At 63.6% G+C, this 26,922-nt stretch carries 32 protein-coding genes and 2 tRNA genes; 18 read left to right on the forward strand and 16 right to left on the reverse strand.

Going from position 1 to position 26,922, the window contains the following annotated elements; all coding sequences use genetic code 11:
• Window positions 1-8: 8 nt before the first annotated feature.
• The 3 genes from AB6809_RS32315 to AB6809_RS32325 are packed head-to-tail and all read right to left on the reverse strand — an operon-like array spanning window position 9 to window position 3,135.
• Entirely contained in the window at window positions 9-968 is a 960-nt protein-coding gene (locus AB6809_RS32315; RefSeq protein WP_371028052.1) for a glycosyltransferase family 2 protein, read from the reverse strand.
• A gap of 2 nt (window positions 969-970) precedes the next feature.
• Entirely contained in the window at window positions 971-2,365 is a 1,395-nt protein-coding gene (locus AB6809_RS32320; protein ID WP_029971331.1) for an undecaprenyl-phosphate glucose phosphotransferase, read from the reverse strand.
• A 35-nt stretch (window positions 2,366-2,400) separates the two neighbouring features.
• Window positions 2,401-3,135, reverse strand: a complete 735-nt coding sequence (locus AB6809_RS32325) for a Crp/Fnr family transcriptional regulator (protein ID WP_006048767.1) — start codon at window positions 3,133-3,135, stop codon at window positions 2,401-2,403.
• Between the two features lie 1,544 nt (window positions 3,136-4,679).
• Between AB6809_RS32325 and AB6809_RS32330 the strand changes: the two genes are divergently transcribed.
• The 4 genes from AB6809_RS32330 to AB6809_RS32345 all read left to right on the forward strand — a co-directional run bounded on the left by AB6809_RS32330 (window position 4,680) and on the right by AB6809_RS32345 (window position 8,495).
• Window positions 4,680-5,213 carry a GNAT family N-acetyltransferase gene (locus tag AB6809_RS32330; RefSeq protein ID WP_371028053.1) on the forward strand — a complete coding sequence of 178 codons (534 nt, stop codon included), beginning with the start codon at window positions 4,680-4,682 and terminating at the stop codon, window positions 5,211-5,213.
• A gap of 57 nt (window positions 5,214-5,270) precedes the next feature.
• Window positions 5,271-6,140 (forward strand): class I SAM-dependent methyltransferase, encoded by an 870-nt coding sequence (locus tag AB6809_RS32335; protein WP_371028054.1) that lies wholly within the window; start codon window positions 5,271-5,273, stop codon window positions 6,138-6,140.
• Window positions 6,141-6,523: 383 nt separating this feature from the next.
• Window positions 6,524-7,252, forward strand: coding sequence for a FadR/GntR family transcriptional regulator (locus AB6809_RS32340; protein WP_006048770.1), 729 nt, complete (start codon window positions 6,524-6,526; stop codon window positions 7,250-7,252).
• A gap of 184 nt (window positions 7,253-7,436) precedes the next feature.
• A complete protein-coding gene (locus AB6809_RS32345) occupies window positions 7,437-8,495 on the forward strand; it encodes a Gfo/Idh/MocA family protein (protein WP_371028055.1) in 1,059 nt (352 codons plus the stop codon).
• Between the two features lie 97 nt (window positions 8,496-8,592).
• On the opposite strand, the gene AB6809_RS32350 is transcribed toward AB6809_RS32345, so the two are convergent.
• The 7 genes from AB6809_RS32350 to AB6809_RS32380 form a co-directional block, all read right to left on the reverse strand.
• Window positions 8,593-9,252 carry an amino acid ABC transporter permease gene (locus AB6809_RS32350; RefSeq protein ID WP_006048772.1) on the reverse strand — a complete coding sequence of 220 codons (660 nt, stop codon included), beginning with the start codon at window positions 9,250-9,252 and terminating at the stop codon, window positions 8,593-8,595.
• A gap of 125 nt (window positions 9,253-9,377) precedes the next feature.
• Window positions 9,378-10,172 (reverse strand): cystine ABC transporter substrate-binding protein, encoded by a 795-nt coding sequence (locus tag AB6809_RS32355; RefSeq protein WP_107707662.1) that lies wholly within the window; start codon window positions 10,170-10,172, stop codon window positions 9,378-9,380.
• 167 nt (window positions 10,173-10,339) lie between these two features.
• On the reverse strand, window positions 10,340-11,362 hold the full coding sequence (locus AB6809_RS32360) for a quinone-dependent dihydroorotate dehydrogenase (protein WP_371028056.1): 1,023 nt from the start codon (window positions 11,360-11,362) through the stop codon (window positions 10,340-10,342).
• 190 nt (window positions 11,363-11,552) lie between these two features.
• Window positions 11,553-12,374 (reverse strand): arginyltransferase, encoded by an 822-nt coding sequence (locus tag AB6809_RS32365; protein ID WP_371028057.1) that lies wholly within the window; start codon window positions 12,372-12,374, stop codon window positions 11,553-11,555.
• 153 nt (window positions 12,375-12,527) lie between these two features.
• Complete coding sequence (gene aat, locus AB6809_RS32370; RefSeq protein ID WP_006048776.1) at window positions 12,528-13,265, reverse strand: leucyl/phenylalanyl-tRNA--protein transferase; 738 nt, start codon at window positions 13,263-13,265, stop codon at window positions 12,528-12,530.
• Between the two features lie 9 nt (window positions 13,266-13,274).
• The gene (locus AB6809_RS32375; RefSeq protein ID WP_006048777.1) at window positions 13,275-13,820 is read right to left on the reverse strand and encodes an NUDIX hydrolase; all 546 of its coding nucleotides are present in this window, start codon (window positions 13,818-13,820) and stop codon (window positions 13,275-13,277) included.
• A gap of 281 nt (window positions 13,821-14,101) precedes the next feature.
• Window positions 14,102-14,178, reverse strand: a tRNA-Met gene (locus AB6809_RS32380).
• A 373-nt stretch (window positions 14,179-14,551) separates the two neighbouring features.
• Here AB6809_RS32380 and AB6809_RS32385 point away from each other — a divergent pair.
• Together AB6809_RS32385 and AB6809_RS32390 are read left to right on the forward strand one after the other, a co-directional pair.
• Window positions 14,552-15,049, forward strand: coding sequence for a heme-degrading domain-containing protein (locus AB6809_RS32385; RefSeq protein ID WP_006048778.1), 498 nt, complete (start codon window positions 14,552-14,554; stop codon window positions 15,047-15,049).
• 12 nt (window positions 15,050-15,061) lie between these two features.
• Window positions 15,062-15,394: an SMR family transporter gene (locus AB6809_RS32390; protein ID WP_370882129.1), complete on the forward strand. Its 333-nt coding sequence runs from the start codon at window positions 15,062-15,064 to the stop codon at window positions 15,392-15,394.
• Between the two features lie 88 nt (window positions 15,395-15,482).
• Here the strand turns inward: AB6809_RS32390 and AB6809_RS32395 are convergent, their stop codons facing one another.
• A complete protein-coding gene (locus AB6809_RS32395; protein WP_053857986.1) occupies window positions 15,483-15,863 on the reverse strand; it encodes a hypothetical protein in 381 nt (126 codons plus the stop codon).
• 45 nt (window positions 15,864-15,908) lie between these two features.
• Entirely contained in the window at window positions 15,909-16,100 is a 192-nt protein-coding gene (locus tag AB6809_RS32400; protein ID WP_029971340.1) for a hypothetical protein, read from the reverse strand.
• Window positions 16,101-16,319: 219 nt separating this feature from the next.
• Here AB6809_RS32400 and AB6809_RS32405 point away from each other — a divergent pair, with 219 nt between their 5' ends.
• The 3 genes from AB6809_RS32405 (at window position 16,320) to AB6809_RS32415 (ending at window position 18,522) form a co-directional block, all read left to right on the forward strand.
• Entirely contained in the window at window positions 16,320-16,586 is a 267-nt protein-coding gene (locus tag AB6809_RS32405; RefSeq protein ID WP_006048782.1) for a hypothetical protein, read from the forward strand.
• A gap of 305 nt (window positions 16,587-16,891) precedes the next feature.
• The gene (locus tag AB6809_RS32410) at window positions 16,892-17,176 is read left to right on the forward strand and encodes a DUF1488 domain-containing protein (protein WP_371028058.1); all 285 of its coding nucleotides are present in this window, start codon (window positions 16,892-16,894) and stop codon (window positions 17,174-17,176) included.
• A gap of 209 nt (window positions 17,177-17,385) precedes the next feature.
• Window positions 17,386-18,522, forward strand: a complete 1,137-nt coding sequence (locus tag AB6809_RS32415; RefSeq protein WP_371028059.1) for an enoyl-CoA hydratase/isomerase family protein — start codon at window positions 17,386-17,388, stop codon at window positions 18,520-18,522.
• A gap of 64 nt (window positions 18,523-18,586) precedes the next feature.
• On the opposite strand, the gene AB6809_RS32420 is transcribed toward AB6809_RS32415, so the two are convergent.
• Window positions 18,587-19,012 carry a hypothetical protein gene (locus AB6809_RS32420; protein ID WP_006048785.1) on the reverse strand — a complete coding sequence of 142 codons (426 nt, stop codon included), beginning with the start codon at window positions 19,010-19,012 and terminating at the stop codon, window positions 18,587-18,589.
• Window positions 19,013-19,383: 371 nt separating this feature from the next.
• On the opposite strand from AB6809_RS32420, the gene ssuD reads away from it, so the two are divergent.
• From ssuD to AB6809_RS32440, 4 genes are read left to right on the forward strand one after another with little or no spacing between them, the layout of a single operon-like run.
• Window positions 19,384-20,544, forward strand: a complete 1,161-nt coding sequence (gene ssuD / locus AB6809_RS32425) for an FMNH2-dependent alkanesulfonate monooxygenase (RefSeq protein WP_006048786.1) — start codon at window positions 19,384-19,386, stop codon at window positions 20,542-20,544.
• Between the two features lie 49 nt (window positions 20,545-20,593).
• Window positions 20,594-21,460 (forward strand): aliphatic sulfonate ABC transporter permease SsuC, encoded by an 867-nt coding sequence (ssuC, locus tag AB6809_RS32430; RefSeq protein ID WP_371028060.1) that lies wholly within the window; start codon window positions 20,594-20,596, stop codon window positions 21,458-21,460.
• Window positions 21,457-22,515, forward strand: coding sequence for an ATP-binding cassette domain-containing protein (locus AB6809_RS32435; protein ID WP_371028061.1), 1,059 nt, complete (start codon window positions 21,457-21,459; stop codon window positions 22,513-22,515). Before ssuC ends, AB6809_RS32435 begins: the two co-directional genes overlap by 4 nt.
• Window positions 22,516-22,562: 47 nt before the next feature.
• Window positions 22,563-22,778, forward strand: coding sequence for a molybdopterin-binding protein (locus AB6809_RS32440; protein ID WP_006048789.1), 216 nt, complete (start codon window positions 22,563-22,565; stop codon window positions 22,776-22,778).
• A gap of 8 nt (window positions 22,779-22,786) precedes the next feature.
• Here AB6809_RS32440 and AB6809_RS32445 read toward each other — a convergent pair whose 3' ends face one another.
• On the reverse strand, window positions 22,787-23,083 hold the full coding sequence (locus AB6809_RS32445; RefSeq protein ID WP_371028062.1) for a hypothetical protein: 297 nt from the start codon (window positions 23,081-23,083) through the stop codon (window positions 22,787-22,789).
• Between the two features lie 177 nt (window positions 23,084-23,260).
• Here AB6809_RS32445 and AB6809_RS32450 point away from each other — a divergent pair, with 177 nt between their 5' ends.
• From AB6809_RS32450 to AB6809_RS32460, 3 genes are all read left to right on the forward strand, one after another.
• Window positions 23,261-23,458 (forward strand): hypothetical protein, encoded by a 198-nt coding sequence (locus AB6809_RS32450; RefSeq protein WP_371028063.1) that lies wholly within the window; start codon window positions 23,261-23,263, stop codon window positions 23,456-23,458.
• A 150-nt stretch (window positions 23,459-23,608) separates the two neighbouring features.
• On the forward strand, window positions 23,609-23,851 hold the full coding sequence (locus AB6809_RS32455) for a DUF6566 family protein (RefSeq protein ID WP_006048792.1): 243 nt from the start codon (window positions 23,609-23,611) through the stop codon (window positions 23,849-23,851).
• A gap of 106 nt (window positions 23,852-23,957) precedes the next feature.
• Window positions 23,958-24,332: a glyoxalase superfamily protein gene (locus AB6809_RS32460; RefSeq protein WP_006048793.1), complete on the forward strand. Its 375-nt coding sequence runs from the start codon at window positions 23,958-23,960 to the stop codon at window positions 24,330-24,332.
• Window positions 24,333-24,453: 121 nt separating this feature from the next.
• Here AB6809_RS32460 and AB6809_RS32465 read toward each other — a convergent pair whose 3' ends face one another.
• Window positions 24,454-24,720, reverse strand: coding sequence for a hypothetical protein (locus AB6809_RS32465; protein WP_029971350.1), 267 nt, complete (start codon window positions 24,718-24,720; stop codon window positions 24,454-24,456).
• 333 nt (window positions 24,721-25,053) lie between these two features.
• Between AB6809_RS32465 and dusA the strand changes: the two genes are divergently transcribed.
• On the forward strand, window positions 25,054-26,055 hold the full coding sequence (gene dusA, locus AB6809_RS32470; protein WP_107707668.1) for a tRNA dihydrouridine(20/20a) synthase DusA: 1,002 nt from the start codon (window positions 25,054-25,056) through the stop codon (window positions 26,053-26,055).
• A 99-nt stretch (window positions 26,056-26,154) separates the two neighbouring features.
• Window positions 26,155-26,230 (forward strand) — tRNA-His (locus tag AB6809_RS32475).
• 310 nt (window positions 26,231-26,540) lie between these two features.
• On the opposite strand, the gene AB6809_RS32480 is transcribed toward AB6809_RS32475, so the two are convergent.
• Window positions 26,541-26,922, reverse strand: a 382-nt coding sequence (locus tag AB6809_RS32480) for a hypothetical protein (RefSeq protein WP_371028064.1), incomplete at its 5' end; no start/stop codon positions are given.

Here is a 26,922-nt window from a genome sequence, read left to right on the forward strand (position 1 = left end):
TGCGGGCGTTAGCGCGCCGCTTCCTGCCACGCTCCGCGCATTGCGCGTAAGCCCACTCGCCATTTACGAAACGCAAGCGCCATTCCGCCGCGCTCGAACGCCAACGACAACGACAACGCGCGCAGGAACCCCGGGTCCGCGCGATCGCCGATCAGCGTCGAGTAAACGACGAACGCCCATCGGCCTGGCGGCGTCAGGTGTTCGCACATGATGAGTCGAAGATTGAACGACGCGTTATAGAACGCCGTATCGTTGAAGACGAAGCGCGGGTCCTCGTCGCGGCGTTGAGCGGGAAAGTGCTCGACGAGCAGCGCAGGATCGTAGACGAGCGTCCAGCCGCGCCGGCGCACGTCGAGGCTGAAGGCCATTTCGCAATGAACCTGCGCGCCGCTGCCGAGCAGCCGCGCGTCGAAACGCAGCGCGCCGATCGCCTCGCGGCGAAACGCCATGTTCACTCCGTTGAGTACGTGCACCTCACGTGCCTCGCCATGACCGATGTGATGGTTGCCGATCGTGCGGCCATACCATCGCACGATGCCGACGCACGGTTTCCGCCCCTGCGAAATACCGTTGCGTTCATGCACGATGTCGCGGCCGCCGAGACCGCCGAGGCATGCATCGCCCCCAAATGCGCGGGCGATTCGCGCGACCCAGTCAGGATGCGGAGCGTTGTCGTCGTCGGTGAAGCAGAGCACGTCGCCGCATGCGCTGTCGATGCCGAGGTTGTAAGCGGCCACGACGCCCGGCTTATGCACGAGCACGACGCAGCGGCGCGGATCGGGCCGCGTGGTTTCGCGTGTACGCAGCCAGTCGAGCGTCGCGTGATCGTCGTGACGCGCGACCACGATTACCTCGTCGGCGCGGCGCTCCTGTGCGTCGAGTGCCGCGAGGCACCGCGCGAGATCGGCGGTGCGCCGATACGTCGGCACGATCACGGAGACTTTCAGGAGCGGCGTCCGTAGCGGCATGATCAGAACGCGTTGCGGCTGATAAAGCCCTTGAAAATCGTGATGAAGACGATCTTCATGTCGAACCAGAAGGACCAGTTGTGGATATAGAAGAGGTCGAACTTCACGCGCGCTTCCATCTTCTCGACCTTGGCGGTCGCGCCGCGATAGCCGTTCACCTGAGCCCATCCGGTGATGCCGGGTTTGATGCGGTAGCGGTGCATGTAGCCGTACACCTGGTCCTTGTAGAGATCGTCGTGTTCGAGCGCATGCGGACGCGGGCCGACCACCGACATCTGTCCGAGCAGCACATTGAGAAACTGCGGCAGCTCGTCGAGGCTCGTGCGGCGCATGAACGCGCCCAGCTTCGTCACGCGCGCGTCGTGACGCGTGGCCTGCGTGACCTGACCCTGCGCTTCATGATGCACGGTCATCGAACGGAATTTGTAGATCGAGAACGGCTCGCCGTCGGCGCCCTTGCGCGTCTGGCGAAAGAACACGGGCCCCGGCGACGTGAGCTTGATCGCCGTCGCGAGCACGATGAACACCGGCGCGAGCGCGACGAGCGCACCTGCGGCGAAGAGCCGGTCGAAGATCAGCTTCGGCCACATCTGCGGCGGCGAGAGCGACGGCGCGCCGAGACTGAGCGTGGGCAAACCGACCACATCGACGAGCGAGTGGTTGAAAAGCGAGAGGCTGCGTACGTCAGGAATAAAACGAAGGTTCACGAAGTCATGCCTGAACATGCGCTGAAAGCGATAGATCGTGCGTTCTTCCGAGAGCGGCAGCGCGAGCCAGACTTCGTTCACGCGCTCGTCGCGCACTTTGGCGGCGAATGCAGTCAGGTCGGTCAGCACCGGCAGGCGATTGAGCCGCGCGCCATACGCTGCCCGTTCAACGCTGCTGTCCACGCTCGTGTCGAACACGCAGACCGGCTTGAAGCCCGCTTGCGGCGCATGCTCGAGATGCGCGAGCAGCGTGCGCGCAAAGCCAGGTGCGCCGACAATCGCGACCGTGCGGAAATTCATGCCGCGCCGGCGAACGCTGCGCAACGCCACATGCACCGCACACTTCGTCGCGACGATCAACGCGCCCGAGATCAGCGTCGAGTAGACGAACCACAGCCGCGACACCGCATCCATGCGATGCAGCGTGAAGGCGAGCAGCAACGCCGCCGCGACGACCGCGAGCCACGCCGCGGCCACGCGTGCGAGCATCGCCGTCAACGGCTTGCCGCGCCATGTTTCATACACGCCGAAGCCGGGAAACATCAACAGCACCAGCACGCAGTTGAAGGCGATCAGCAGGCGTTCGGTGTCCGGCAAAGCGGCGAGCGTGGCAAAGCGCATCCAGTGGGCGAGCAGGCCTCCCGCAATCACGAGGAATGCGTCGAGGCATCGCGCAGTATTCCTGAACATTATCGACTCTGCGAGGACGGCAATCGCGCCGCGTGTTATTCGACGGTTTCGGCCTGGCGCAGGCGCGGCAGCAGGCGATCGAATTCGCGCTTGACGAGGCCGTAGCATTCGCACGCGCGCGCTTCGAGCCCCTTGCGGTCGAGCACCTTGATGTGTCCGCGGCTGTGGTGAATCAGGCCTTCGTCGTGCAGCTTGCCGGCTGCCTCGGTGATGCCCTCGCGGCGCACGCCGAGCATGTCGGCGATCAATTGCTGCGTAACCGTCAGATCGTTCGACGCAACACGGTCGACTTCGATCAGCAGCCACCGACACAACTGCTTGTTCAGTGCGTGATGGCGGTTGCATGCCGCGGTCTGCGCGACTTGCGTGAGAAGCGCGTGCATGTAGAGCAGCATCAGACGGCGCAGGAAGTCGGAGCGGGCGAATTGCTGCTTGAGGGCCTGCGCGCTCATGCGATACGCGAAGCCCGCACATTGCACCTGCACGCGGTTCGGCATGGTTTCGCCGCCCGTGAGCACGGGCACGCCGGTCATGCCTTCGCGTCCGACCGCGGCGATTTCGACGGAGCTGCCGTCTTCCATCGTCGACAGCATCGAAATGATCGCGGTCGTCGGGAAGTACACGTGATGAATGCGTTGGCCGGAATCGCAGAGCAACTGTTCCGTGCGAAGATGAACCAGTTCGAGGTGCGGAGCCAGCGCTTGCCATTCGTGAGACGGCAATGCGCCAAGCAAATGGTTTCCGTGCAGATCTGATTGAAGTGTCAACATGATCGGTCCTCGCGTGAAGCCGCGGGTCTCGCGTCTTCCTGTTTTTGATCCGATTCCTGCACCCTTTGATAACGCGCGCTCTGCATTGCAGTCAGCGCAGGGTGAACAGAGTCGGCCCCGTATTGGTTGGTGCGCCGCCGCCGTTGTGGTCGTCCTCACGGCGCCGCGGTGTTGCGTCCTTGTATTAGCGAGGACTGTGCCAACCATAGGGGAAAGCGTGACTGGTGCGGCGCAGCGACAACGGGCGGGCGAAATAAACCCCCTGTGCGCGCCTTTTTGTTTCAATTCTGTACATCCGACGTTTGCGTCGAGCCTGCGCGCGATGGTCTTTTTATACGGGCCAAGTGCTTGATCTAATTGAGTTCGCTGCGCATGGCGGCGGTTTTGCGGTTGGAGCGCCAGGGTTGTTCCGCGCTTTGTGAGCGCCTTTTGACGCGGTGTCCGCGATGTGCCGGAATTGATTCAGATGTGTTCAACCGCTTGCGTCGGTTGCCGCACGGTTCATCATTTATGGCTGTCAGGAGTCGCAAAAAAAACGACAGTGATGGGCGCAGCCCGACCAATGGGTTCGCGCAGCGCGAGGTTTTACGCGCTTCGCGAAGACATCGCGGGCAAATGGCGGGTAGATGGTACGGCTATCCGTAGAAGTGGCGGATGCGGCATCGGGCGCGCGGAGTTCGGCGGCCCGTGCCGCAAGTGTTGCATCCGCTTTAAAGCTGAATGATGGATGCGCACGCAACGGCCCGCGCTTTGCGATGTGGGTGCGAAAGTGGGATCGCGTCGGGCAGGGCGCCACGCCGTGGTGATGAGTGATGCCCTTATTAGTTGAAAATGGCCAGACGTCTGTAGTGGGCGCCCGGGCCGCGTCATTCGCATAGTCGAAATTCGCCAATGCGACGTGTGGCCAGATGAGCACGGCCGTGCTCGTCGGCTAGCGCATAGAACGTGTCCGATTCGTACGCCATTGTCCTGCTCGCGCGCAGCATGTTCATGCGTGCGTCGCGGGCCGGCTCGAAGGCGTGTTGTGGTTGCACTTCGCTGCTTCTCAGGCTGACGGGATCGGCATTCGTCCGACAGGTGCCGTGGCAGAACACCGGCACGTGGTTGATACGCAGCGCGAAATCCGGTGCCTTGCGCGCCGCGTTCGACTCCGATTTCGCGAGAGCCGAGCGAGCCTCGCGGCCATGTCTATGCGCCGTTGTCGCGGCACCGTGCGAATCAGCGAAATGTAGCGTCAGCGAAACAACGCCGTTGTCGCCGTCTATTTTGCTTGCGATGTCCACGTTCTTGATCGCGTGGCGCGCATCACTCAGCAACTTTAAGGCCGTCACTATCCGACGTGCAGCGTCTCCGTTCGCGCCGCGTTATCGGTGCCTCGTATGAAGATTCGGCAACCTCCAGCGTGAGTGCGATGGCGAACGGAAACAGCCGTATGGCGGCCGTACCGTGTAGGCGTCAAAACCGGCCCGCCGACCGTGCGAGGCCCGCGAGGGCAACCGGTGCGCTCGCCGCACCGAACATTAAAGAATCAGCTGGGGAACGTGATGAACTGGAAAACGCTGGAATTCGAGCAGCTTTCTGCACGCGAGCTGTACCTGATCTTGCGGGCGCGCAGCGCAGTGTTCGTCGTCGAGCAATCGCATGTGTGCCTCGATGCCGATGGACGCGACCAAACTTCGCTGCATGTGTTCGCCGTCGAAGACATGGCGCGGCCGATGCCGATTCTTGCGTACGCCCGTGTGCAGCCCGGCGATGCGGAAGATCCCGACATCATGATCGACAAGGTGCTGACGAGTCCGCTGCGGCGCGGCGACGGCACCGCGGAAATGCTAATGGAGCGCGTATTGCAGGCCATTGCCGAGCGTTGGCCGGGACACGCCGCACGCGTGAGCGCGCCGCTCAGTTTGCGCGAGTTCTACGAGCAGTTCGGCTTTCGCAAGACGGAAGGTCCGTATCTCGAGCATGGCGTGCCGTTCATCGGTCTCACGCGGCAGGTGCGCGCCTCGCAACCGCTCACCGCATTGCGGCGCCGCGAGCGCGATCGTGCCGCGCTCGTCAACACGTTTGAGATGCTGTGAGGAAGCCGCTGCTGATCGCGCTGTCGCCGCGCTCTTGCATCGCACTGGAGACGTGTCGTGAATAGTCAATCGGAGCTGGACCGCATCAATCGCCTCGCTTGGAATTCGCGCGACGCGGCCCGCGTTTTCGCGACCGACAAGAGCTTCTCCGACGCGGGCGAAGAGGCCGCCTTCAGATGGCTCGCGCCGCGTTGTTCGGGCACGCCGTTGCTCGATATCGGCATCGGCACCGGGCGCACCGTTGCACTGATGCTTAGTATCTCGAACGAATACACCGGCGTCGACTACGCGCCGAACCTGCTGGAGACAGCGCGATCGCGCTATCCCGGCTGCGATTTGCGGAATATGGATGCACGCGATATGTCCGAACTGCCGTCCGATCATTACGGGCTCGCTGCATTTAGCTGGAACGGTATCGACTGCGTCGACTACAACGATCGCGTGAAGATCCTTCAGGAAATGTATCGCGTGGTGCGGCCAGGCGGCTATGTGCTGTTCTCGTCGCACAATCGCGGCGGCCCCGGTTACCGCGAGGGCATCTGGCATCTGCTGCCGCGTTTCACGCTCAATCCGCTGACGCTCGGCTGGCGTACGCTGCGCTCGATGCGCCGCTTCCAGCTCGGCACGCTCAACTATATACACAACGTCAAGCTGAATCGCGACTATGGCGGCTACGCGGTCAAGACAGCGGCGGCTCACAACTTCGGCATTGTGATCGTCTACACGACGCTTGCCGAACAGCGCCGGCAACTTGCACAGATTGGCTTGCAATGCGATGCGGTGTTCGATAGTTGCGCGGGCAACCGTATTTCCGACGGTGTCGAGAACAGCGGCGCGTGCTGGTTCCACTTCATCGCGCACAAGCCGCTTGCGGCGCATCGCCTTGATGACGAGCGAGGCCATGCATGCTCACGTGTGTCGAATTGAAGAGCGGCGAGCGTACTGAAGACTCACGGCAGTCGCACCAGCAACCACACAGGCACCAGCTCCGCCGCTTGCGGCAACCCATGATCGATTGCACGCCGCCTCCGTTCAGACAATTTGCCGTCCTACGTGCGTCTTCGCACGATGCAAAGTCGGCGTGAAAGGCATGCTTGAGACGCAAGCTTATGGTCCTTCGGGGCCGATCGCGTTACACAGAAGAAACAATTCTTCAGAGGGATAACCCTGTCAGGAAGTGTCCCAACTGGCGTAACCGTTGTGAAGCTAGCAACGTATCGTGGATGAGTAACCACGCGACGATAAAACACACAAAAGGGCGGTTTATCAACAGGCTACGCGGGGGCGAACACCGCTTCGGGGAGAGGGTCATGGAACAGGCAAACAAGGATCGATCGCTGGTGAGCAAGGTCATGGATGGGCTCGTCACAGGGATCGTCGAGGAGAAATACGGCGCGATACTGCCGCCGCAGGACGTGCTGTCGAAAGAGTTCGACGTTAGCCGCACGGTGATGCGCGAGGCGCTCTCGATGCTGCTCGCGCGTGACATGCTCGACGTGCGCCCGAAGATCGGCACGCGCATCCGGCCGATGAGCGACTGGCGCATGATCGACGAGGACGTCGTGAACTGGCGTTTTCGCGCGAAGCCCGATCCGGTGTTCCTGCGCGACGTCATCGAGTTTCGTATTCTGATCGAACCGCGTGCTTCGGCGCAGGCCGCGTCGCGCGGCAGCGCGGCCGACATCGCGGGGGTGCGCGACGCGTTCGAGGCGTTCAAGGTGATCCGTCCGGGCGAACCCGGTTATCAGGAAGCCGACGAGCTGTTCCATACGCGCATCGTCGTCGCGAGCGGCAATCAGTTCTTCAAGCAGATGGCGGCGATTATTCGCGGCGCGCTGTCGACCGGTAATCCCATCGTCACCGCTCGCGAAGGCGCGTGGGAAACGGCAGTGAACTCGCATCGGCGCGTGGTCGAGGCGATCGAACGGCGCGACCCGAAAGAGGCCGAACTCGCTGCGATGGCGATGATCGATCACACGACCGAGGAAATCGCCGGCACCTTCGCCGGCGCGCCGCCGGTGCCGCCCTCACGCGGCTGACACGCTGGGCAAGACGCAGGGCAAGACGCAGGGCAACACGGGGCGGCGCATCGGTTGCGCGCTGCTGCTGCGCGCGTTCGCGCAGCGGCGCGCGAGTGTTCGCTCATGGTTCGGTCGCCGTTAGTTCTTCGATAGAGACAAACAGGCAGGGCGTTCGCCGGCGACGGCACACGTGCGGGGCCGCATGCGCGACAATAGCGGCTCTCTTTATCCGCATGGATGCCAGCCGATCGTGACGAACGCCAACTCACCCGCAACCCAAACCACTGCTTCGGACCGCGAGATCCGTTGGGGCATCGTCGGCACCGGCCGTATCGCGCGCCGGTTCGCTCAAGGCCTCGCCTATGTGCCGCACGCGCGTCTCGCCGCGCTGTGGTCACGGCGGCCCGAGCCCGCTCAGACTTTCGCCGACGAGTTCGGCGGCGAGGCTTGCGCGAGCTTCGACGCGTTGCTAGCGAGCGGCATCGACGCGCTCTACATCGCCACGGTTCAGGACAGCCACGCCGACTACGCCGTCGCCGCGCTGCAAGCGGGCGTGCATGTGCTGTGCGAAAAGCCAGCGACGATCAACAGGCCGCAACTCGAGCGTGTGGTCGACGCCGCGCGCGGCGCGCAACGGCTCTTCATGGAAGCGATGAAGCCGCCGTTTTATCCGCTCTACAGAAAGTTGCGCGCGCATCTAAAGGACGATCCGATCGGCGACATGGGACTTGTGCGGGCCGGCTGCTCGGTGCCGGGCGTGCCCGACGATCATCCGTCGCTGTCGTTCGAGCACGCGGGCGGCGCGCTGCTCGACATCGGCATCTACGAAATCTTTCTTGCCGTCGACTGGCTCGGCGCGCCGCTGGAAGTGCAAACGCTGGGCCGGCTCGGCTCGACCGGCGTCGATACGTTTGCGAGCCTGAATAGCCGGCACGAGCGCGGCATCGCGCAACTGTTTTGCGGGCTCGATCTGCACGGCAAGGGCGACGCGCTGCTGATGGCGAAGGGCGGGCACGTGACGATTCACGAGCCGTGGTGGAACCCGTCGCGCGCGACGATCCGCTACACCGACGGTCGCGTGGTCGAGATCGACGAGCCGTTCGAAGGCGGGGGCCTCAACTACGAGACCGCCCATTTCTGCGACCTGATTCGCGCGGGACAGCTTGAAAGTCCGCTGATGCCGCACAGTAAATCGTTGCAGATGATCGAGATGGCCGACGCGGCGCGCGCGGCGCTAGGGCTGAAGTTTGCGGGAGAGTGAAGGGCGCCGCGAGTCACGACTCACGACTTACACGCATCGCGTTTCACCCGGCTCGCAATGAAAGCGTAGCCGACCACGCGTTCATCGCGTGCCGCGCTCAATGCCGCGAAGGCAACGCAAGACGCCGCTCATACCAGCGCTGCAGCAGTTCCAGTATCTGACACAACACCCAGTAAACAGCCGCTGCGGCGAGATAAAGCGGCAAGGGCTGATACGTCGACGCGATGACTTCCTGCGCGCTGCGCAGCAGTTCCGTGACGGTGATCACCGACACGAGCGAGGTGTCCTTGATCAGGCTGATGAGGCTGTTCGACAGGCTCGGCACGGCGATGCGCAACGCCTGCGGCGCGATCACGTAACGCAGCGTCTGGCGCCGCGAGAGTCCGAGGCTGTACGCGGCGAGCCATTGTCCCTGATGAATGCCGAGGATCGCGCCGCGCATGCTCTCCGACAGATACGCGGCCACGTTCGCCGACAATGCGATCACGCCGGCCGGCGTCGGATCGAGCGAAATATTGAAGCTCGGCAAGCCGTAGTAAATCACGAAGATCTGCACGAGCAGCGGCGTGCCGCGCATCACGCTCACATAGACGCGCGCGAGCCGGTTCAGCGTGCGGCTGTGGCTCACGCCCATCAGCGCGAGCACGGCGCCGGCGATCAGGCCGAAGAACATCGACAGAACGGCGAACTTGACCGTCAGGACGGCGCCCTGCGCGAGCGCAGGAAGCGATTCGACGAGCAGGGAAGTGGTGGACATGAGCAGTGCTCGGGTTGGCGCGCAAGGCGCATATCGTCAATGGGAGCGCGTGCCGCACAAGTGCGAAGGGCGGCATACCGAGCATGCCGCCCTTCGTTTCATCGCGAGCCGCTTATTTCAGCCGCTTATTTGATCGGCTTGCTCACGTCGATGCCGAACCACTTGTCGGAGATCTTCGCGAACGTGCCGTCGGTTTCGAGCTGCGTCATCGCGTCGTCGATTGCCTTGGCGAACTTCGGGTTGTTCTTCTTGAACGGAATGCCCGACGGGTTGCCCGCGCCGACGTTCGCGCCGGTGCGCAGCGGCAACTGCGAGTTCTTCAGCAGATACGCGAGCATCAGGCGGTCGTTGAGCGCCGCGTCGAGACGGCCGGCCGCGAGATCGCGCAGATATTCGGGCGCGCCCGGATACGTCTTCACGTCGATGCCCGGCACCGACTTCGCCATGTCCATGTAGTTGGTGCCGAGGCCGACGCCGAGCTTCTTGCCCTTCAGGTCGTCGAGCGACTTGAACTGGCGCGTGTCGTCCTTACGCTGAATCAGTTGCGCGGCCGAGTACGTGTACGCGGGCGAAAAGTCGAGCGACTGCTTGCGTGCGTCCGTAATGCCAACCTGATTGACGATCACGTCGAACTTGCCGGCCTGCAGGCCCGCAATGATGCCGCTCCATTCGGTCGTGACGAACTCCGGCTTCACGCCGAGCTTCGACGCGACAGCCTTCGCGATGTCGACGTCATAGCCGACCAGTTCGCCCGACGGCGCTTTGGAATTGAACGGAGGGAAGGTGCCTTCGAGGCCGACGCGCAGCGTGCCGCGCTGCTTGACCTGATCCAGCAGATCGTCGGCATGGGCCGGGATCGCGGTGAACGAAGCGCCGATCATCGCGGCGACGAAAAGTTTTTTCAACAAGCGAAGTTGCATCGTGGTCCTTTTTTGTTCGTATGGCGTTATAGCGGACGAGAGCTTAACAAAGCAGAGTGCCCGGCGCTAAATACCCATTGCTCATGTCTGTATTACGAGGCGGGCGTGTGCATGAGCGTGAGCATGACCATGAACGCGGCGTGAGAGCGCGCACGCTGACCGCATACCTAGCGCAACGCCTGCACGCATTCGCCGATGAGCGCGGGGCCGCGATAAATGAAACCCGTATAAAGCTGCACGAGCGACGCGCCCGCGGCAAGTTTGGCGCGCGCGTCGTCGCCGGAAAAAATCCCGCCGACGCCGATGATCGGCACCGTCTCGCCGACTTCGGCGCGCAGCTTGCGGATCACTTCATTGGACGCGTCGAACACCGGCTTGCCCGACAGGCCGCCCGCTTCGTCGCCGTACTGCATGCCCGCGACGGCCGTGCGCGCCAGCGTCGTGTTGGTCGCGATCACGCCTTCGAAGCGATGGCGCAGCAGCGTGCCGGCGATCGATTTGATCTGCTCGTCGTCGAGGTCGGGCGCGATCTTCAACGCGAGCGGCACGAGCTTGCCGTGCATGTCGGCCAGACGCTGCTGCTTGTCCTTGAGCGCGGCGAGCAGCGCGTCGAGTTCGTCCGCGCCTTGCAACTGGCGCAGGTTCTTCGTATTCGGCGACGAGATGTTGACCGTCACATAGCTCGCAAACGGATAGACGCGCTCGAGGCAATAGAGATAATCGTCGGCGGCGCGGTCGATCGGCGTATCGGCGTTCTTGCCGATATTCAGCCCGAGAATGCCGCGGTAACGCGCGGCCTGCACGTTCTTCACGAACTGATCGACGCCCGCGTTGTTAAAGCCCATCCGGTTGATCACGGCTTGCGCCTGCGGCAGCCGGAACATGCGCGGACGCGGGTTGCCCGGCTGCGCGCGCGGCGTGACCGTGCCCACTTCGATGAAGCCGAAGCCGAGTGCGGCGAGCCCGTCGATCGCGGCGCCGTCCTTGTCGAGTCCCGCCGCGAGTCCTACCGGATTGCGGAACGTCAGTCCCATCACCGTGCGCGGCGCATCGGGCACGCGGGCGGCGAGCGCGCCGGCGAGCCCGGTGCGGCCCGCGGCGCCGAGCGCGCGCAAGGTCAGGTGATGAGCGTCTTCCGCGTCCATGCGAAAGAGTTGGGCGCGTACGAGCGGATAGAGGGAACTGAACACAGGACGAAGCCGGGCGGCCGGAAAATGGGAACCCGCTATTTTACCGGCTTTGCGCTGTCAATGAGATAAGGCGGAAGGCGGGGGCGGTGCGTTGCCGTGGGCGCGGGTCGAGCGTGGTGTTCTTCGGGCCGGCGCTCGGGCCGCGCTCGGGCCACCGTCAGCGCACACTCAGCCCACCCTCAGCCCACACTCAAGGCCGCAGCGGCCCGCGCCTGCCTTGCATTCCCACGCCGGTCGGCTGGAGATCGACGCCGGCGGGATCGAGCACGCGCCACATGCCGTCGATCAATCCTTCGAGCGGCCGGAAATTGGCCTTGTACGCCATCTTCGGACTCTCGCGGATCCAGTAGCCGAGATACACGTACGGCAGCTTGAGACTGCGCGCCTGCTCGATCTGCCAGTAGATGTTGTAGGTGCCGAAGCTCGTATGCGGCAGTCCCGGCTCGAAGAACGTGTACACGGACGAGAGCCCGTCGCCGAGAATATCGATCATGCTGATCATGCGCAGCAGGCCCGGCGAATCGGGCCGGTCCGGCAGCGGCTCGCGGAATTCGACGAGCCGCGAATTGATCCGGCTTTGCAGCAGGAACTGCTCGTATTGATCGCGGCTGTCGCGGTCCATGCCGCCGCCCGCATGCCGCGCCGACTGATAGCGCATGTAGAGCGCGTAGTGCTCTTCGTCGTAGTGAAGCGGCGCGACGGTGGCGATCATCTCGCCATGTTTTTTCCACACGCGGCGCTGCGTGCGGTTCGGCTCGAAGCGATCGACCGGCACGCGCACCGGCACGCACGCGCGGCAACCGTCGCAATACGGCCGGTAGGTGAACACGCCGGAGCGCCGGAAGCCGGCCTTCACGAGGTCCGTGTAGACATCGGAGTTGATGAGGTGACTGGGCGTGGCGACTTGCGAGCGCGCGATGCGCCCGTCGAGATAACTACAGGGATAAGGCGCCGTTGCATAAAATTGCAGCGCCGAAAGCGGAGAAAGAGGCAGCTCGTTGGGATGAGTCACGTTGGCAGCTCTCGAAGCGTCTCTGGTGTCTCTGGTAATGCAAACCCGGCGCGCGTTGCGGCTAGCTTGTCGATCCGCGCGTTCGCTGGTGCGTTCGCTGGTGCGTTCGATCATGCGTTCGATCATGCGGACCCGGATTCGGCCTGATTCCTTCTACGCCGCTCGCGCGAGCACATCGAGCAACGCGGTCTTGTCGAAGCGCCACGGAATGCGCGGTGCGTCGACCGACGCGCGAACATGCGCGATGAACGCCTTGCGCGCTATCTCGCGACCGCCGAGCGACGCCAGATGCGACGTGTTCTGCTGGCAGTCTATCATTTCTATTTCGTGACGGCGCAAGTGCCCGACAAGCGCGGCCAGCGCCATTTTCGAGGCATCGGTGACGTCCGCGAACATCGATTCGCCGAAGAACATCTTGCCGAACGAGACGCCGTATAAGCCGCCCACGCGCTCGCCTTCGAACCATGTTTCGATGCTGTGCGCATCGCCCATCCGATGCAGCGACGTGTAGGCGTCGACGACGTCCGCGGTGATCCAGGTGCCGCGCTGTCCGCGCCTCGGTGCCTGCGCGCACGCGCGCATCACCGCGGCGAAATCATGATCCACGCGAATTTCCCATGCGTCGTCGCGCAGCACGCGCTTGAGCGTTTTACGCAGCGACGGCGACACCTTGAACTCGGCGGGACGCAAGATCATGCGCGGGTCGGGGCTCCACCACAGCACCGGCTGACCGTCGGAATACCACGGGAAAATGCCGTGACGATAAGCGTCGATGAGCCGCGACGGCAGCAGGTCGCCGCTCGCGGCGAGCAGGCCGGGCGCGCCGCTGGCCGCGCCGAGCGCGCGCTCGACGGGCGGAAAGGGATCGTCGGGGCCGAGCCAGGGGACCATGCGCGCCGCTCAGCCTTCGCGCAGCGAGCGGAAGATGTCGCCGGTATGCAGGCCGAAGCTGCCGGCCGCGCGGTCGGCGAAAAAGAAGCGCAGTGTTTGTCCGACGGTGGGAAACGCGATCTCGTCCCACGGAATGTCGCCTTCCTCGAAGAGCTTTACTTCGAGACTTTCCTCGCCCGCGGCAATGTCGAGATCGAGCAGGCGCGCCATATAGAACAGATGCACCTGATGCACGTGCGGCACGTTCAGCAGCGAGAACAGGCTCTGCACTTCGACACGCGCGCCGGCTTCCTCGAGCGTTTCGCGCGACGCGGCCTCGGCCGTAGTCTCGCCCATTTCCATGAAGCCCGCAGGCAGCGTCCAGTAGCCGTAGCGCGGTTCGATCGCGCGGCGGCATAGCAGCACCTTGTCGTCCCACACCGGAACGGTGCCCACGACGTTGCGCGGATTCTGATAGTGCACCGTGCCGCAACTGCCGCATACGAAGCGCTCGCGGTTGTCGCCCGGCGGAATGCTCAGGCTGACGCCGTGGCCGCAGACAGAACAGAATTTCATAGGAAGGGGACGAGAAAGGGTGCTAGGAGTTTATCACTGGGGCGGCGTGGTTTTGTGGCGGGCGCGAAGGGCGGTGGGAGAGGCGAAGTTGGCGGGGGTTGCGACGGCGACGCGCGCGCGCGAGCGTTTGCGAACAACTGGAACGCTGTGTGCGGAGCCGATGACCCGCGTGTCGAAGCTTGGAAGAGGAATAGCAAGCTCAAAACAAAAAAGGCCTGCCGATTTGGCAAGCCTTGAATGTTGTTTTCGACGCTTTGACCTGTTCGCTCGCATTGAGCACTTGGTTGCGGGGGTAGGATTTGAACCTACGACCTTCGGGTTATGAGCCCGACGAGCTGCCAGACTGCTCCACCCCGCGTCCGTCGAAGAAAAGATTATAGAACAGATGGGAAGCGCGTGCAATAGGCGTTTAAGAAAACGGCTTTTTGGGCGCGGGCCTTTTCCTCAGCGGAACGCTTTCTCCTCGCTCTGAGAAGCGCCGGCGCTAACTAACAGCACGTCGCGCGATGCGTGCCCCGCGTCGCATCGCGCAAGGCCCGCGCAGCACGCTGCGCTAAAATCGCAATTCGACGCGCCGTCACGTATGTCGCTCCGTCGCCAGGTAGTCGCGAAGTAATCCCGATCGATTCGCAAGGAACCGCGCGACTCGCCGCACGACAAAGCAGACAACCGCACAAACCGTCAGCACTGCACGACGACGCGCCCGCACTCCCATTCGCCCTCGGAATTTCATGGACATCGCTCACGATCTGCAGGTCATTGCCGCTCAGGAACACGCGCTCGTGTTTCCTCAATTCGACGCCGACCGCGCCTGGCAAATCGGCGCCTATCTGCACGAGGTCGCGAAGGCGCGCGGCATCGCGGCCGCCATCGACGTCCGCACGTTCGGTCAACCGCTGTTCTTCAGCCTGCTCGACGGCGCGACGCCGGACAACATCGATTGGGCACGCCGAAAGGGCAACACGGTCGCGCATTTCCGGCGCAGCTCGTACGCGATCGGTCTGAAAATGCAGCAGGCCGGCAGCACGCTCGCCGACAAACACGGTCTGCCCGCCACCGAATACGCGTCCCACGGCGGCGCGTTTCCGTTGACAGTCACGGGCGCGGGCGTAATCGGTTCGATTACGGTGTCCGGCCTGCCGCAGCGCGCCGATCATGAGTTCGTGGTCGAAGCGCTGTGCGCGCATCTCGGTCACGACTACAGCAAGCTCGCGCTTGCAAAGGCCTGAGCCGATATGCGGCTGCCGCCTTATGCATTGCTGGGCATCGCCATCGTGGCCGAAGTGATCGCGACATCGGCGATGCGCGCGTCGGAGGGCTTCTCGCGGTTCGTGCCGTCGGCGATTGTGGTGCTTGGCTACGCCGTCGCGTTCTACTGCCTGTCGCTGACGCTGCGCAGTATTCCGGTCGGCATCGTCTACGCGGTGTGGTCGGGCGCGGGCATCGTGCTGATCACGCTCGTCGCGCTGCTGCTGTATGGACAGGTGCCGGACGTGCCGGCCGTCATCGGTCTCGGGCTGATTATCGCGGGCGTCGCCGTGCTCAATATGTTCTCGAAGATGCAGGCGCATTGAAGCATGCTCCGGCGCCTTTGCCGCAACGGCGGGCGCCAACTGCGCTGCAACTGCAATTGCAATTGCGACTGCGACCGAAGCTGAACGCTCACTTGCAGCGCACGATCATCGAACGGTTTTTGACGTTGGCCGACACGACGTTCGTCACGCTGCCGCCCGCGGTGCCGCCTTCGTCGTTGTCCTTCGACACGATGTCATAGCCCGTAGCGCCACACGCCTTGCCGGCCTGCACGTAGCACGAGGCCCAGCTCGAATCGGCGCCGGCGCCGCTGCAATTCACCGCAAAGCCGGTCTGGCCGTTCGGCAGATTGATCAGCGACGTCGTATTCGACGACGCGCAGCCGGCTATGCCCACGCCGATCGCGAGCGCGGCCGGCAACGCGGCAAAAAGCGAAATGCGGCGCAGCAGAGCCCGCGCGAGGCCATGTCGAAGATGGCGGGTGCGCGGCAATTGCGTCATGAAATGCATCGTGATTGTTTCCTTTGATCATGCGAGCTTGCGACGCGCGCAAGCTCAGGGTGCGTCGATAGTGATGCCCGCTGCGCCGACCAGCTTGCGGCTTTCCGCGCCGCTTTCGGTGGCCGCGTCTTCCCAGATGCTGATGGCTCTCGCGATGTCGATGCCGTGACTTTCGGCGTACGCAAACCATCTGTTCGCCGCATCCGGCTCGGGCAATTCGTGGTCGTCCAGAAAATATTTTCCCATATTGCGCTCGCGGAACTGGAAAGGGCCCGGCTGCCTGAGCATGGAATGTGCCGATAAAGCTCTTCGACCGGCGCCAAGCGCGAAGGTGCGGCATACATGCGCAGCGAGCGCGAAGCAAGGGCCGAACAAGTGTGGAAAAGCGCCCAACAAGCGCACGCTCGCAGAACTAATTGGCTTCCCCGGCGCCTTACCTCAATCATTGCATCGAGGAGAACGAACATGGCTGAGCGGGTCAGCGGCCCTTATCGCGGCTATTACATCAGCGCCGCCGCGCGCCTCGTGCCGGCAGGCGACGCGCCAGGCGCGGGCGGCCATTACGTCGGTTCGGTCAGCCTCGCCGAACTCGGCCCCGACGATTCGCACCGGATGGAAACCCTGGTCGATCTCGGCGGCGAGCAGCGCTTTGGCAGCGAGGACGAGGCGCTCGCATTCGTCGAACAGGCCGCGCGCGATTACATCGACCGGCTGCTCGGAGGCCGGCCATGACGGCGCGCGATCGTGGAGTGCGCAAGCACGCGCGCACCGAGGCGCGGAGTCACGCCCGTAGTCACCCCCAAAGTCACGGCAAGAGTCAAACCGAAGCGCGCGCCGGAAGCCCCGCTCAAAGCCAGCCCAGGAGCCAAACCGAAAGCCACTCTGGCGCCGACGCCCATCCCCAACCAACCGCCCACACGCCAGCCGCAGCGCTCTGGACCGCGGTCCGGCCCCGCGAGTACCATATTCGGGTCGTCCGGGGCCGGCCGGTTTTTGCGGGCTCCGGTTGTGTGCCAGATACTTCCGATGAGGCGACCATGGAAATCAGGTTTCCCGCAGGCGCGCCAGCCTACCGCGATTCCAATCTGACCGTTGTGTTTTCCGCGCTCGTGGACGGCGAGCCCGTGCCCTGCGCGATCTCCGTCGAGGCGCTCGAAGATCACTTCGGCGCCCACTCCGAGGACGAAGAAGGCTGGATGCGCGCGTTCGACGCCGGCCGTCCGCGCATCGAAGCCGTTGCGCGCGAGCACTTGCAGATCAGCAACGGTACGCCGGTGCTGCTCAAGAGCGGCCACTTTCCGCCCGGCAACGCCGCGCGCTAAAGCTCCAAGCTCAACGAACCCCATGCGGCGAGCCGCACCGCAACACAGCGGCTCGCCGCGCCAACGCACAACGTGCAGCGCGCGCCCGCGCATAGTCGCCGGCAACCTGCCCGACGCCGCGCCGCCTTCCACCACAAACAGGTCCGACTCCGCAGCTACGTGATAACGTTGGGTTTCCCGTGACTCTGCGCCGTCGCGCGTCGTCTTCCATGTCTCTTTCCGCCTCGCCCGCAGCCAGCGACCAGCTCGCGACTTACGTAGCCAACCGCATTGGTTTCATCGAACTCGAAAGGCCGCAGGCGCTCAACGCGCTGTCGATCGGCATGATCCGCGCGATGCACGCCGCGCTCGACACCTGGTCGGAAGACCCCAACGTGCTCGCGGTCGTGGTGCGCAGCCAGCATCCCCGGGCGTTCTGCGCGGGCGGCGACGTCCGCTTCCTGTACGAGTCCGTGCAGCGCGGCGACCACGAAGCCCGCGACGCGTTTTTTATCGAGGAATACCGGCTCAATCACGCGATTTTCACATATCCGAAGCCCTATATCGCGCTGATGAACGGCGTGGTGATGGGCGGCGGCATGGGCATTTCGCAGGGCGCGCATCGCACGGGCGGGCTGCGGGTCGTCACGCAGTCCACGAAGATGGCGATGCCGGAAACGCGTATCGGGCTCTTTCCCGATGTTGGCGCGAGCTGGTTTCTCGCGCGCACGCCGGGCGCGATCGGCCGCTATCTCGCGGTGACGGGCGAGACCATCGGCGCGGCCGACGCGCTGTACGCCGGTCTCGCCGATGTCTATATGGAAGACGCCGCGTTGCCTGCGCTCATCGACACGTTGCGCAGCGAACTGTTCGAGCGCGGCGCGGATGTGGTGGCGTGCGTCGAGCGCGAATGCCGCGCGTATCAGGATCAGGTGACGCCGCCGCCGGACGAGTCGCCGCTCGCTCGCTCGCGAACGCTGATCGACCGGCATTTCGCGCTGCCGGACGTGCCGCGCATTCTGGCGTCGCTGCAGCAGAAGTGCGATCGCGACAGCGCCGAGTGGGCCGAGCAGGTGATCGCCGTGTTGCGTGAGCGCTCGCCGCTTTCGATGGCGGTATCGCTCGAGGTGGTGACGCGCGCGGAAGGCTCGATGGCCGAGGTGCTGCGCAGCGATCTCGATCTCACGCGCTCGAGCTTTGAACAAGGCGACGCCGTGGAGGGCGTGCGCGCGCGCATCATCGACAAGGACAATGCGCCGCGCTGGCGCTTTGCGCGCATTGAAGACGTCAGCGCCGCCGACGTCGAGAAGATGTTCGAAAGCCCGTGGCCGCCGAACGAGCATCCGCTGCGCGACCTGCGGAGCTAGCCGCTAGTCGCTCGCGGTTCGCCGCTCACGTGGACGAGCATCCGAGCGAACGCTCAGCGCGCGCTCAATCCGCATCCTCACCCGCCATGAACGCGCGCATGAAGACGAGCGCGCCCCAGCCCCACATCGCGTTCGCGGCAAAGCCCATCGCGAGGCGCGGCAGCATGTTGCCGCTCGGCCAGATGCCGCGAATCGGATCGACGACGAACACGCTGGCCGCCGTCAATACGATGCCGCCGAACACGAACGCCGGCAGCCACGGCGCGCGGCGCTCGGGCGCGACGCGCAAGAGCCACGCCATCAACACCGCCCAGAACGCGCTCCAGATCGCGTTGGCGATGAACTCGGGCAGGCCGAGCGGCATGAACGGGGCAGTGGAAAAACCGCTTTGATCGACGACGCCTGCGGCATGCAGCAGCGCCAGCGTGGATTCATGAAAGAACAGCGATGCCAGAAAACCGGCGACAAACGGCAGGATGAGTTTTTGCATGCATTGCACCGCCAGGGTACAGGCGCGTGATTGCATTGCCTGCACCGGATTATTGGAAACGTGCGCCATTATATCCAGCGCTCGCGGCTTTTCCGCGGGCCTCCGGGGTCGTGCCCGTATGCTGTAGCGTCGGGCTAATCACGGAAGTGGAAAACCTAAGCTCAAAAAAATCGTTCAAAAGGCGCGCCCCCGTCCATAGACTGTTTCTCCATGCAGACGGCGCCTCGCGCCGTTGCCTTTAGCGTTGATACCGCAACCTTTTTCCGTCCCTTCGCGATGCATCGTCCGGTTCATGTCCGATGACCGGCTGGATGCGTGCGTCCGGCGTTGTCTCGATCCACTCCAGTTTCCGAATACGCGGGGAGCAGCAAATGAATGTGTTCTGGTTCATTCCGACTCACGGTGACAGCCGTTATCTCGGCACGTCGCAAGGCGCGCGCGCGGCCGATTACGACTACTTCCAGCAGATCGCCGTCGCCGCCGATACGCTCGGCTACGAGGGCGTGCTGCTGCCCACGGGCCGCTCGTGCGAGGACGCATGGGTCGTCGCGTCGAGCCTGATCGCCGCGACGAAGCGCCTGAAGTTTCTGGTCGCGATCCGGCCGGGCATTTCGTCGCCGGGTCTTGCCGCGCGCATGGCCGCCACGTTCGACCGTCTGTCGAACGGGCGCCTGTTGATCAACGTCGTGACGGGCGGCGATGCGGCCGAGCTCGAAGGCGACGGCGTGTTCGTCGATCACGACACGCGCTATGAAATCACCGACGAGTTCCTGCACATCTGGCGCAAGCTGCTCACGGCCGCGCATACGAACGATGCGATCGACTACGAAGGCAAGCACTTGCAGTCGAAGGGCGGCAAGGCCTTGTATCCGCCCGTGCAGAAGCCGCATCCGCCGCTGTGGTTCGGCGGTTCTTCGCCGGCCGCGCACGACATGGCGGGCGAGCATATCGACACCTATCTGACGTGGGGCGAGCCGCCCGCGGCGGTCGCGAAAAAGATCGCCGACATTCGCGCACGCGCGGCTGCGAATGGCCGCACGATCCGCTTCGGCATTCGCCTGCATGTGATCGTGCGCGAGACGGAAGAAGAAGCGTGGGCCGCCGCCGACAAACTCATCAGCAAGCTCGACGACGAGACCATTGCGCGCGCGCAGGCGTCGTTCTCGAAGATGGACTCCGAAGGTCAGCGCCGCATGGCCGCGCTTCACGGCGGCAAACGCGGCGGACGCGCGGAGCTTGAGGTTTATCCGAACCTGTGGGCCGGCGTCGGCCTCGTGCGCGGCGGCGCGGGCACCGCGCTCGTCGGCAATCCGCAGCAGGTCGCGGCGCTCATGAAGGAATACGCGGAGCTCGGCATCGAGACGTTCATTCTGTCGGGCTATCCGCATCTCGAAGAGTCGTACCGCTTTGCCGAACTCGTGTTTCCGCTGCTGCCCGGCCGCCAGAGCAAGACCTCAAACGGGCCGCTTTCCGGGCCGTTCGGCGAGATCGTCGGCAACAACTATCTGCCGAAGGCGGCGAGTGCGAGCTGAGCGGCGTCCGTTCGGTTACGACACCTTCGACACGCAATGAGGAAGTCACATGACTCAATCCACTGTGAGTGCGCAACGCGATGAAGGCGCGCAGGGCGGCGCGGCTTTCCGGTCCGCGCTGCGGTCCGCTTTCGGCTCGTTGCGGCAAGTCGGCGCGTCGCTTGCGCCGTGGGTCGCACCGCTTCTGATTCTGCTCGCCTGGGAAGCCGCCGCGCGCAGCGGCGTGCTGTCCACGCGCGTTCTGCCCGAGCCGCTCGCGGTCGTAAAGGCGGCGTGGTCGTTGATCCAGTCGGGCGAAATGTGGGCCGACGTGAAGGTCAGCACGTGGCGCGCGGTGTCCGGTTTTGCGATCGGCGGTGGAATCGGTCTCGTGCTCGGGCTCGCGACCGGTCTCTTCAAGCCGATCGAAATCGCGCTTGATTCGACCGTGCAGATGATCCGCAATATTCCCGCGCTGGCGATGATCCCGCTCGTGATCCTGTGGTTCGGCATCGAGGAGCAGGCCAAGGTGTTCCTTGTCGCGCTCGGCGTTTTTTTCCCGATCTACGTGAACACGTTCCACGGTATCCGTTCGGTCGATTCGAATCTGATCGAGATGGCGCGCAGCTACGGCGTGAAGGGCGTAGCGCTCTATCGGCATGTGATTTTGCCGGGCGCGCTGCCGTCGATTCTCGTCGGCGTGCGCTTCGCGTTCGGGCTGATGTGGGTGACGCTGATTGTCGCCGAGACGATTTCGGCGCAATCGGGCATCGGCTATATGACGATGAACGCGCGCGAATTCCTGCAAACCGATGTCGTCGTGGTCGGCATTCTTTTGTACGCGGCGCTCGGCAAGATCGCCGACGTGCTGGCGAAGAGCCTCGAGCGCGTGTCGCTGCGCTGGCATCCGGCCTATCAACGTGGAGGTAAGGCATGAGCGCAACGACACTGTCGACGTCGTTCGGCGGCATCGCGGGCCGCGATCTGGAGGTCGAGCTGGCGCAGGCGCGCGTCGCGGATCACAACGCGGATGTCGCCGCGGATCTCGATGAGCGTGAGCGTGCGCGCCGTCAGGTGCGCAATGAGCGACGGGCGGCGGAGCAGGCGGGCGCCGTGGCGCGCGAAGATGCAAGGGACGCGAACGGAAAGACCCGCACAAACCGCACCGCCGATTACTCGGTCGAGCTGCGCGGCGTCGGCAAGCAGTATGGCGAACGCAAGGTGCTGACGGACTTCGATCTGTCGATCGAGCGCGGCAGTTTTGTCGCGATTGTCGGCCGCAGCGGCTGCGGCAAATCAACGTTGCTGCGGCTCGTCGCCGGTCTCGAGAAGACGAGCGCCGGTGTACTCGAAAAACGCGCTGAAGACGGCCGGCCGCTCGACACGCGGATCATGTTCCAGGACGCGCGTCTGTTGCCGTGGAAGAGCGTGCTGCAGAACGTAATACTCGGGCTGCCGCGCGGCGCGCGCGACCACGCACGCGCGGTGCTCGCCGAAGTCGGCTTGCTCGAGCGCGCCAACGACTGGCCCGCGCAGCTTTCCGGCGGTCAGCGTCAGCGCGTCGCGTTGGCCCGCGCGCTCGTGCATCGTCCGCAATTGCTGCTGCTCGACGAGCCGCTCGGCGCGCTCGACGCGTTGACGCGCATCGAAATGCATACGCTCATTGAGCGCCTATGGCGCGAGCACAAGTTCACCGCGCTGCTCGTCACGCACGACGTGCACGAGGCCGTCGCGTTAGGCGATCGCATCCTGTTGATCGAAGAAGGGCGCATCGCGCTCGATCAGCCGGTGCCGCTCGAGCGTCCGCGAGCGCGTGCGTCCGCGGGTTTCGCCGCGCTCGAAGAGCATGTGCTGCAGCGCGTGCTGAAAAATGCGCCGAACGACGACGCGTTGCGCGAGGAGGCGCACGATTCGCGCGACGCACGTGGTGCAGGTAACGCTGGCAACGCAGGCCGTTTCACGCGGCCAACAGATGTCCGTTGGGCCATCTGACATCCTTGACTGACTGAGTCTAATCGCTTTCCCTGGAGTCACTCGCAATGAGCATTTCCGCAATCAACGTACGCAATCAGTTCAAAGGCAAGGTCAAGGAAATCATCCGCGGACCGGTCGTGTCCGAAGTCGATGTCGACACGCCGTTCGGCATTGTGACCTCCGTGATCACGACGCGTTCCATCGACGAACTCGAGCTGCAGGTCGGCTCGGAAGTCGTCGCGCTCGTCAAGTCGACGGAGGTCTCGATCGCGCGCCTGTAAGCGCCGCGCTATTTCGCGTTCGCGCCGCTCGCGGGCGGCTCGTGCATCATTTTGTCGTTGGTGGGCTTGCGCGGACGCTTGATCGGCATGTTGTCCGGATTGCTCGAACCGGTCGCGCCTGATGCCGACTCGGGCGGCTTTGCCATCGACGACGCGGCGTCGGCCGGTTGCGCTGCTTGCGTGGGCGGCGTGGTCGAGCCTGCCGCGTTGGTCGTCGTTGGCGTCGCCGATGCCGCCGTTCCGCTCCCGCCCAGCGCCAGCAGCGCGGCGGCTGCGCTTAGCGCGGCCAGAGTGCTTCGCTTCATCGCCTTCTCCTTTTTGCGTTCCTCGCGTCTGCTCGGGTTGCATGGGGTTTCCCGGTAGACCGGCGTCGCCCGCGAAAATTCACGCGCGAGCCATTCGCTCGTGACGATGCGCCAATGCGCCTCCATTCGCTCTCGAAACTTGCTACGATAAATTCAGTCACGTCGACGGAGACCGCCATGTCGAAGTCATTGAGTCCCGAAGCAATCGAAGCGTTGCGGCGCCTGAACGAAGTGGGCGTCGGCCAGCCGGCGCCGAAATTCCCGCAGTCAATCACCGCGCAGTTGCTGGCGTGCGGACTCGTCGCCGAATCGAGCGGCGACGAAGTCGAAATCACCTGCAACGGCAGGCAGTACCTTTCCGGCGATTGCGACTGAGCGAACCGACGGCGAGGTTTGCGCGACCTTGTTCAAACGAGCCGCAGCGGGTTCACCGGGGCAGGTTGCAGCGCACCGCGCTGCCGCCGGTGCCGGCGCGTTCGCGCGCGATGAACGGCGATTGGAACCGCAGCGAAGGGGGAAGTGAAGATGGAGCCGACGGGCCTCGACATGGGCGATTACAAGGAGCGCTATCAGGACTACGACATCGAAGTCGCGGTCGAACAGGTGCTCACCGGCGTCAAGGCGCATTTCCGCGTGCTGCGTGAGAGCGCGGTGGTGGTCGACTGGCGGCTCGTGCATATCGACAGTCTTTGGCCCACCGAGCACGCCGCCGCCGAGGCCGGCTTTCGCGCGGCGCGCGACGTGATCGACGCGGGGCTCGCGGCTTGAGTGAGGCTTAAGTGAGGCTTGATTGCGGCTTGATTGCGGCGGCGCGTGAAATCGGCAACGTATTCGACTATGCTTGGCGGCTCATTCCGACTCGCTGAGCCTCGTCATGCATCTTGCGCCTGCTGTGCCGATCATCCGCATCTTCTCCGAGGACAAAGCCCGCGAGTTCTACGTGGATTTCCTGGGCTTTAGCGTCGATTGGGAACACCGTTTCGGCGACAACTTCCCGTTGTATGCCCAAGTGCGGCGCTCCGATCTCGTTTTGCACCTCAGCGAACATCACGGCGACGCGACGCCCGGCTCGACGATTTTCGTGCCGGTACGGGAGATTGACGCGTTGCATTCCGAGCTCGAGGCGAAGGACTATAAGTACGCGAAGCCGGGTGTCGACGCGCTGCCGTGGGGCAAAGTGCTGGAAGTCGCCGATCCGTTTGGCAACCGCATCCGCTTTTGTGAGGCGCCGGAAGAAGGGGCGGCGTAACGCGCGGTGGGTGGCGATTCATTCCCGTAAACGAAACTGGGCGCCGCACCGCAATCCGATGCAGCGCCCGTTCGCATGCTGCCACCTGGGCAGCAGGGGCAGCAGGGTCGACGGCGACTGCTTAGTGGCCGAAGAACACCGATTGCGGACCGGAAACCGGCTCGCGGGTGCCCGATTGCGACGACACGTTGTTCACGCCGCCGTAAGCGGTCGAGCCGGCGTTAGCACGTTCGGCCGCGACGGTTTGCGCGTTCTGGCCTTGTTGCGAAGCCGGTGCGCCGACGGACGGGCGATAGAACGGTGCCGGGCCGTAGCCGCTTGCGAAAGCCGGTGCAGCGACGGAAGCGGAAACAGCGACGAGCAAGGCAGCGATAAATTTGGTCTTCATGATGTACCTCCAGGATTTCGATTTTCAGGATGGCGTGGCAGGAAGCCGTGGGCTGTGTCTGCTACGTCGATGGAATGCAGTGTATACCCCTACTATCGAAAATTTGTGCCGATAATCTGAAATTACTATTCTCGCTGCTGAAATAATCCGTCAGAGCCGCGCCGCGTATGGCTTAGCAGTGGTTCGACCCTGCTTTCCGCGGCTTTCCAGTGCGTTGGCCGGAGTGCAAATACCTGATCTTGCAAGGGTTTATCGGGCAGTCGAGGGGCACCGACGCCGGCCGCTTCCCGCGTTGCGGTAAAATTGCGGTTTCGATTCAAGTCGTTACCGCCCATGTCTTCAGCTCGTCCCGCCAGTCCGCGCCGCGTCAGCGTCGCCCCCATGATGGACTGGACCGATCGCCACTGCCGGTCGCTTCATCGCATGATTTCGCGCCATACGTGGCTGTACACGGAAATGGTGACGACCGGCGCGCTGCTGCACGGCGATGTGCCGCGCCATCTGGCGTTTACGCCCGACGAAGCGCCCGTCGCGCTGCAACTCGGCGGCAGCGAGCCGGACGATCTCGCGCGCTCGGCGAAGCTCGGCGAGCACTGGGGCTACGACGAAATCAACCTGAATTGCGGCTGCCCGTCGGAGCGCGTGCAGCGCGGCGCATTCGGCGCGTGTCTGATGAACGAGCCGCAACTCGTGGCGGACTGTGTGAAGGCGATGCGCGACGTGGTGTCGGTGCCGGTCACGGTCAAGCACCGGATCGGCGTGGATGCCGTCGAGGAATACGGCTTCGTGCGCGACTTTGTCGGCACGATCGCAGAGGCCGGCTGCGATGTTTTCATCGTGCATGCGCGCAACGCGATTCTCAAAGGTCTGAGCCCGAAAGAGAATCGCGAAATTCCGCCGCTCAAGTACGAATACGCCTATCAGTTGAAGCGCGACTTCCCGCACCTGGAGATCATCATCAACGGCGGAATCCGGACGCTCGACGAAGTGGAGACGCATCTTCAACACGTCGATGGCGTGATGCTCGGGCGCGAGGCCTATCACAACCCGTATCTGCTGGCTGACGTCGACGCACGCTTCTATGGTTCGACGCAGGCGCCGCTCACGCGCGAGCAGGTGGAAGCGCAATTGATCGAGTATTGCGCGGCCGAGATGGCGCGCGGCACGTATCTCGGCGCGATCACGCGTCATGCGCTCGGCCTCTATCGCGGCGAGGCCGGCGCGCGCGGCTGGCGGCGCGTGCTGTCGGACAGCAAACGTCTCGCGGCACGCGACCTTGCGATCTTCGACGAGGCGAGACAGCATCTGCGTGAGCCTGTCGAGATTTTTGAATAAAGGGCTAGGCAAACGCCGTTTGTGTTCGTATAATCTCGTTTCTTCGTTGGTGACCCGGGTTTTTTAGTTGTTTCCGGCGAGTCAAAGCAGATGTCAGTGGTGGCTGTAGCTCAGTTGGTAGAGTCCAGGATTGTGATTCCTGTTGTCGTGGGTTCGAGCCCCATCAGCCACCCCAAAGAATTCAGCGGTATCAAGCAGTTGGAAGTTTCGGAATTAAGCCCGCACACCGTTGCGGGCTTTTTTTCGTTCTGCGCACTTACGCAGTCGACATAAGCCGGCTAGAGAGACCGGGGAATAAAACGATTTCGACGTTAGGGGTGCAGCCGCTCGTTAATTTGGTCGAGTACTACAACTATTGGATTGGCGAGGGCAACGGGGGCCCAAGGAAAACCTCGCGTTTGACGCCAACTGCAAGATGTCGCCAGACCGAAGAACGAGACCGAATGCAATCTTGTCGGCACGGCAGATCTCGGCGATGTGAGCCATCAGCGGATTGATGTGCTCGTCGTAGGCCATGATCTGCGCATTGCATCAATGACGCCGACCTGCGGTTGGTAAAAAGCGGCGGTGATGTAACACTCTTCATCCTGAAAACCAGCGGGTCGGCACCATCGGTCGGATTGCTTGAAGAACGTCCGGAAGGCGGTGCCCGACTTTGACGAAAGGCTTCTCGAGAAAATGCCATGAAGCAGCGCCGACAGCGATAGCCACAGCAATTGAGAAAAGCTGATTTTGCTGCAGGCTAATGTCAGGAAATAAAGCAGTGATCGTTTGCTGTATCGGCCATCCATTGGATTTGCCCCTGTACCTCCGGACACCACCTCACACTTGAGTTGATGAATCGGTCCTGCGCCTGAACTCGCGTGG

Origin of the sequence: Paraburkholderia sp. RCC_158 (genome assembly GCF_041355255.1) — a bacterium.
GTDB classification, from domain to species: Bacteria; Pseudomonadota; Gammaproteobacteria; order Burkholderiales; family Burkholderiaceae; genus Paraburkholderia; species Paraburkholderia graminis.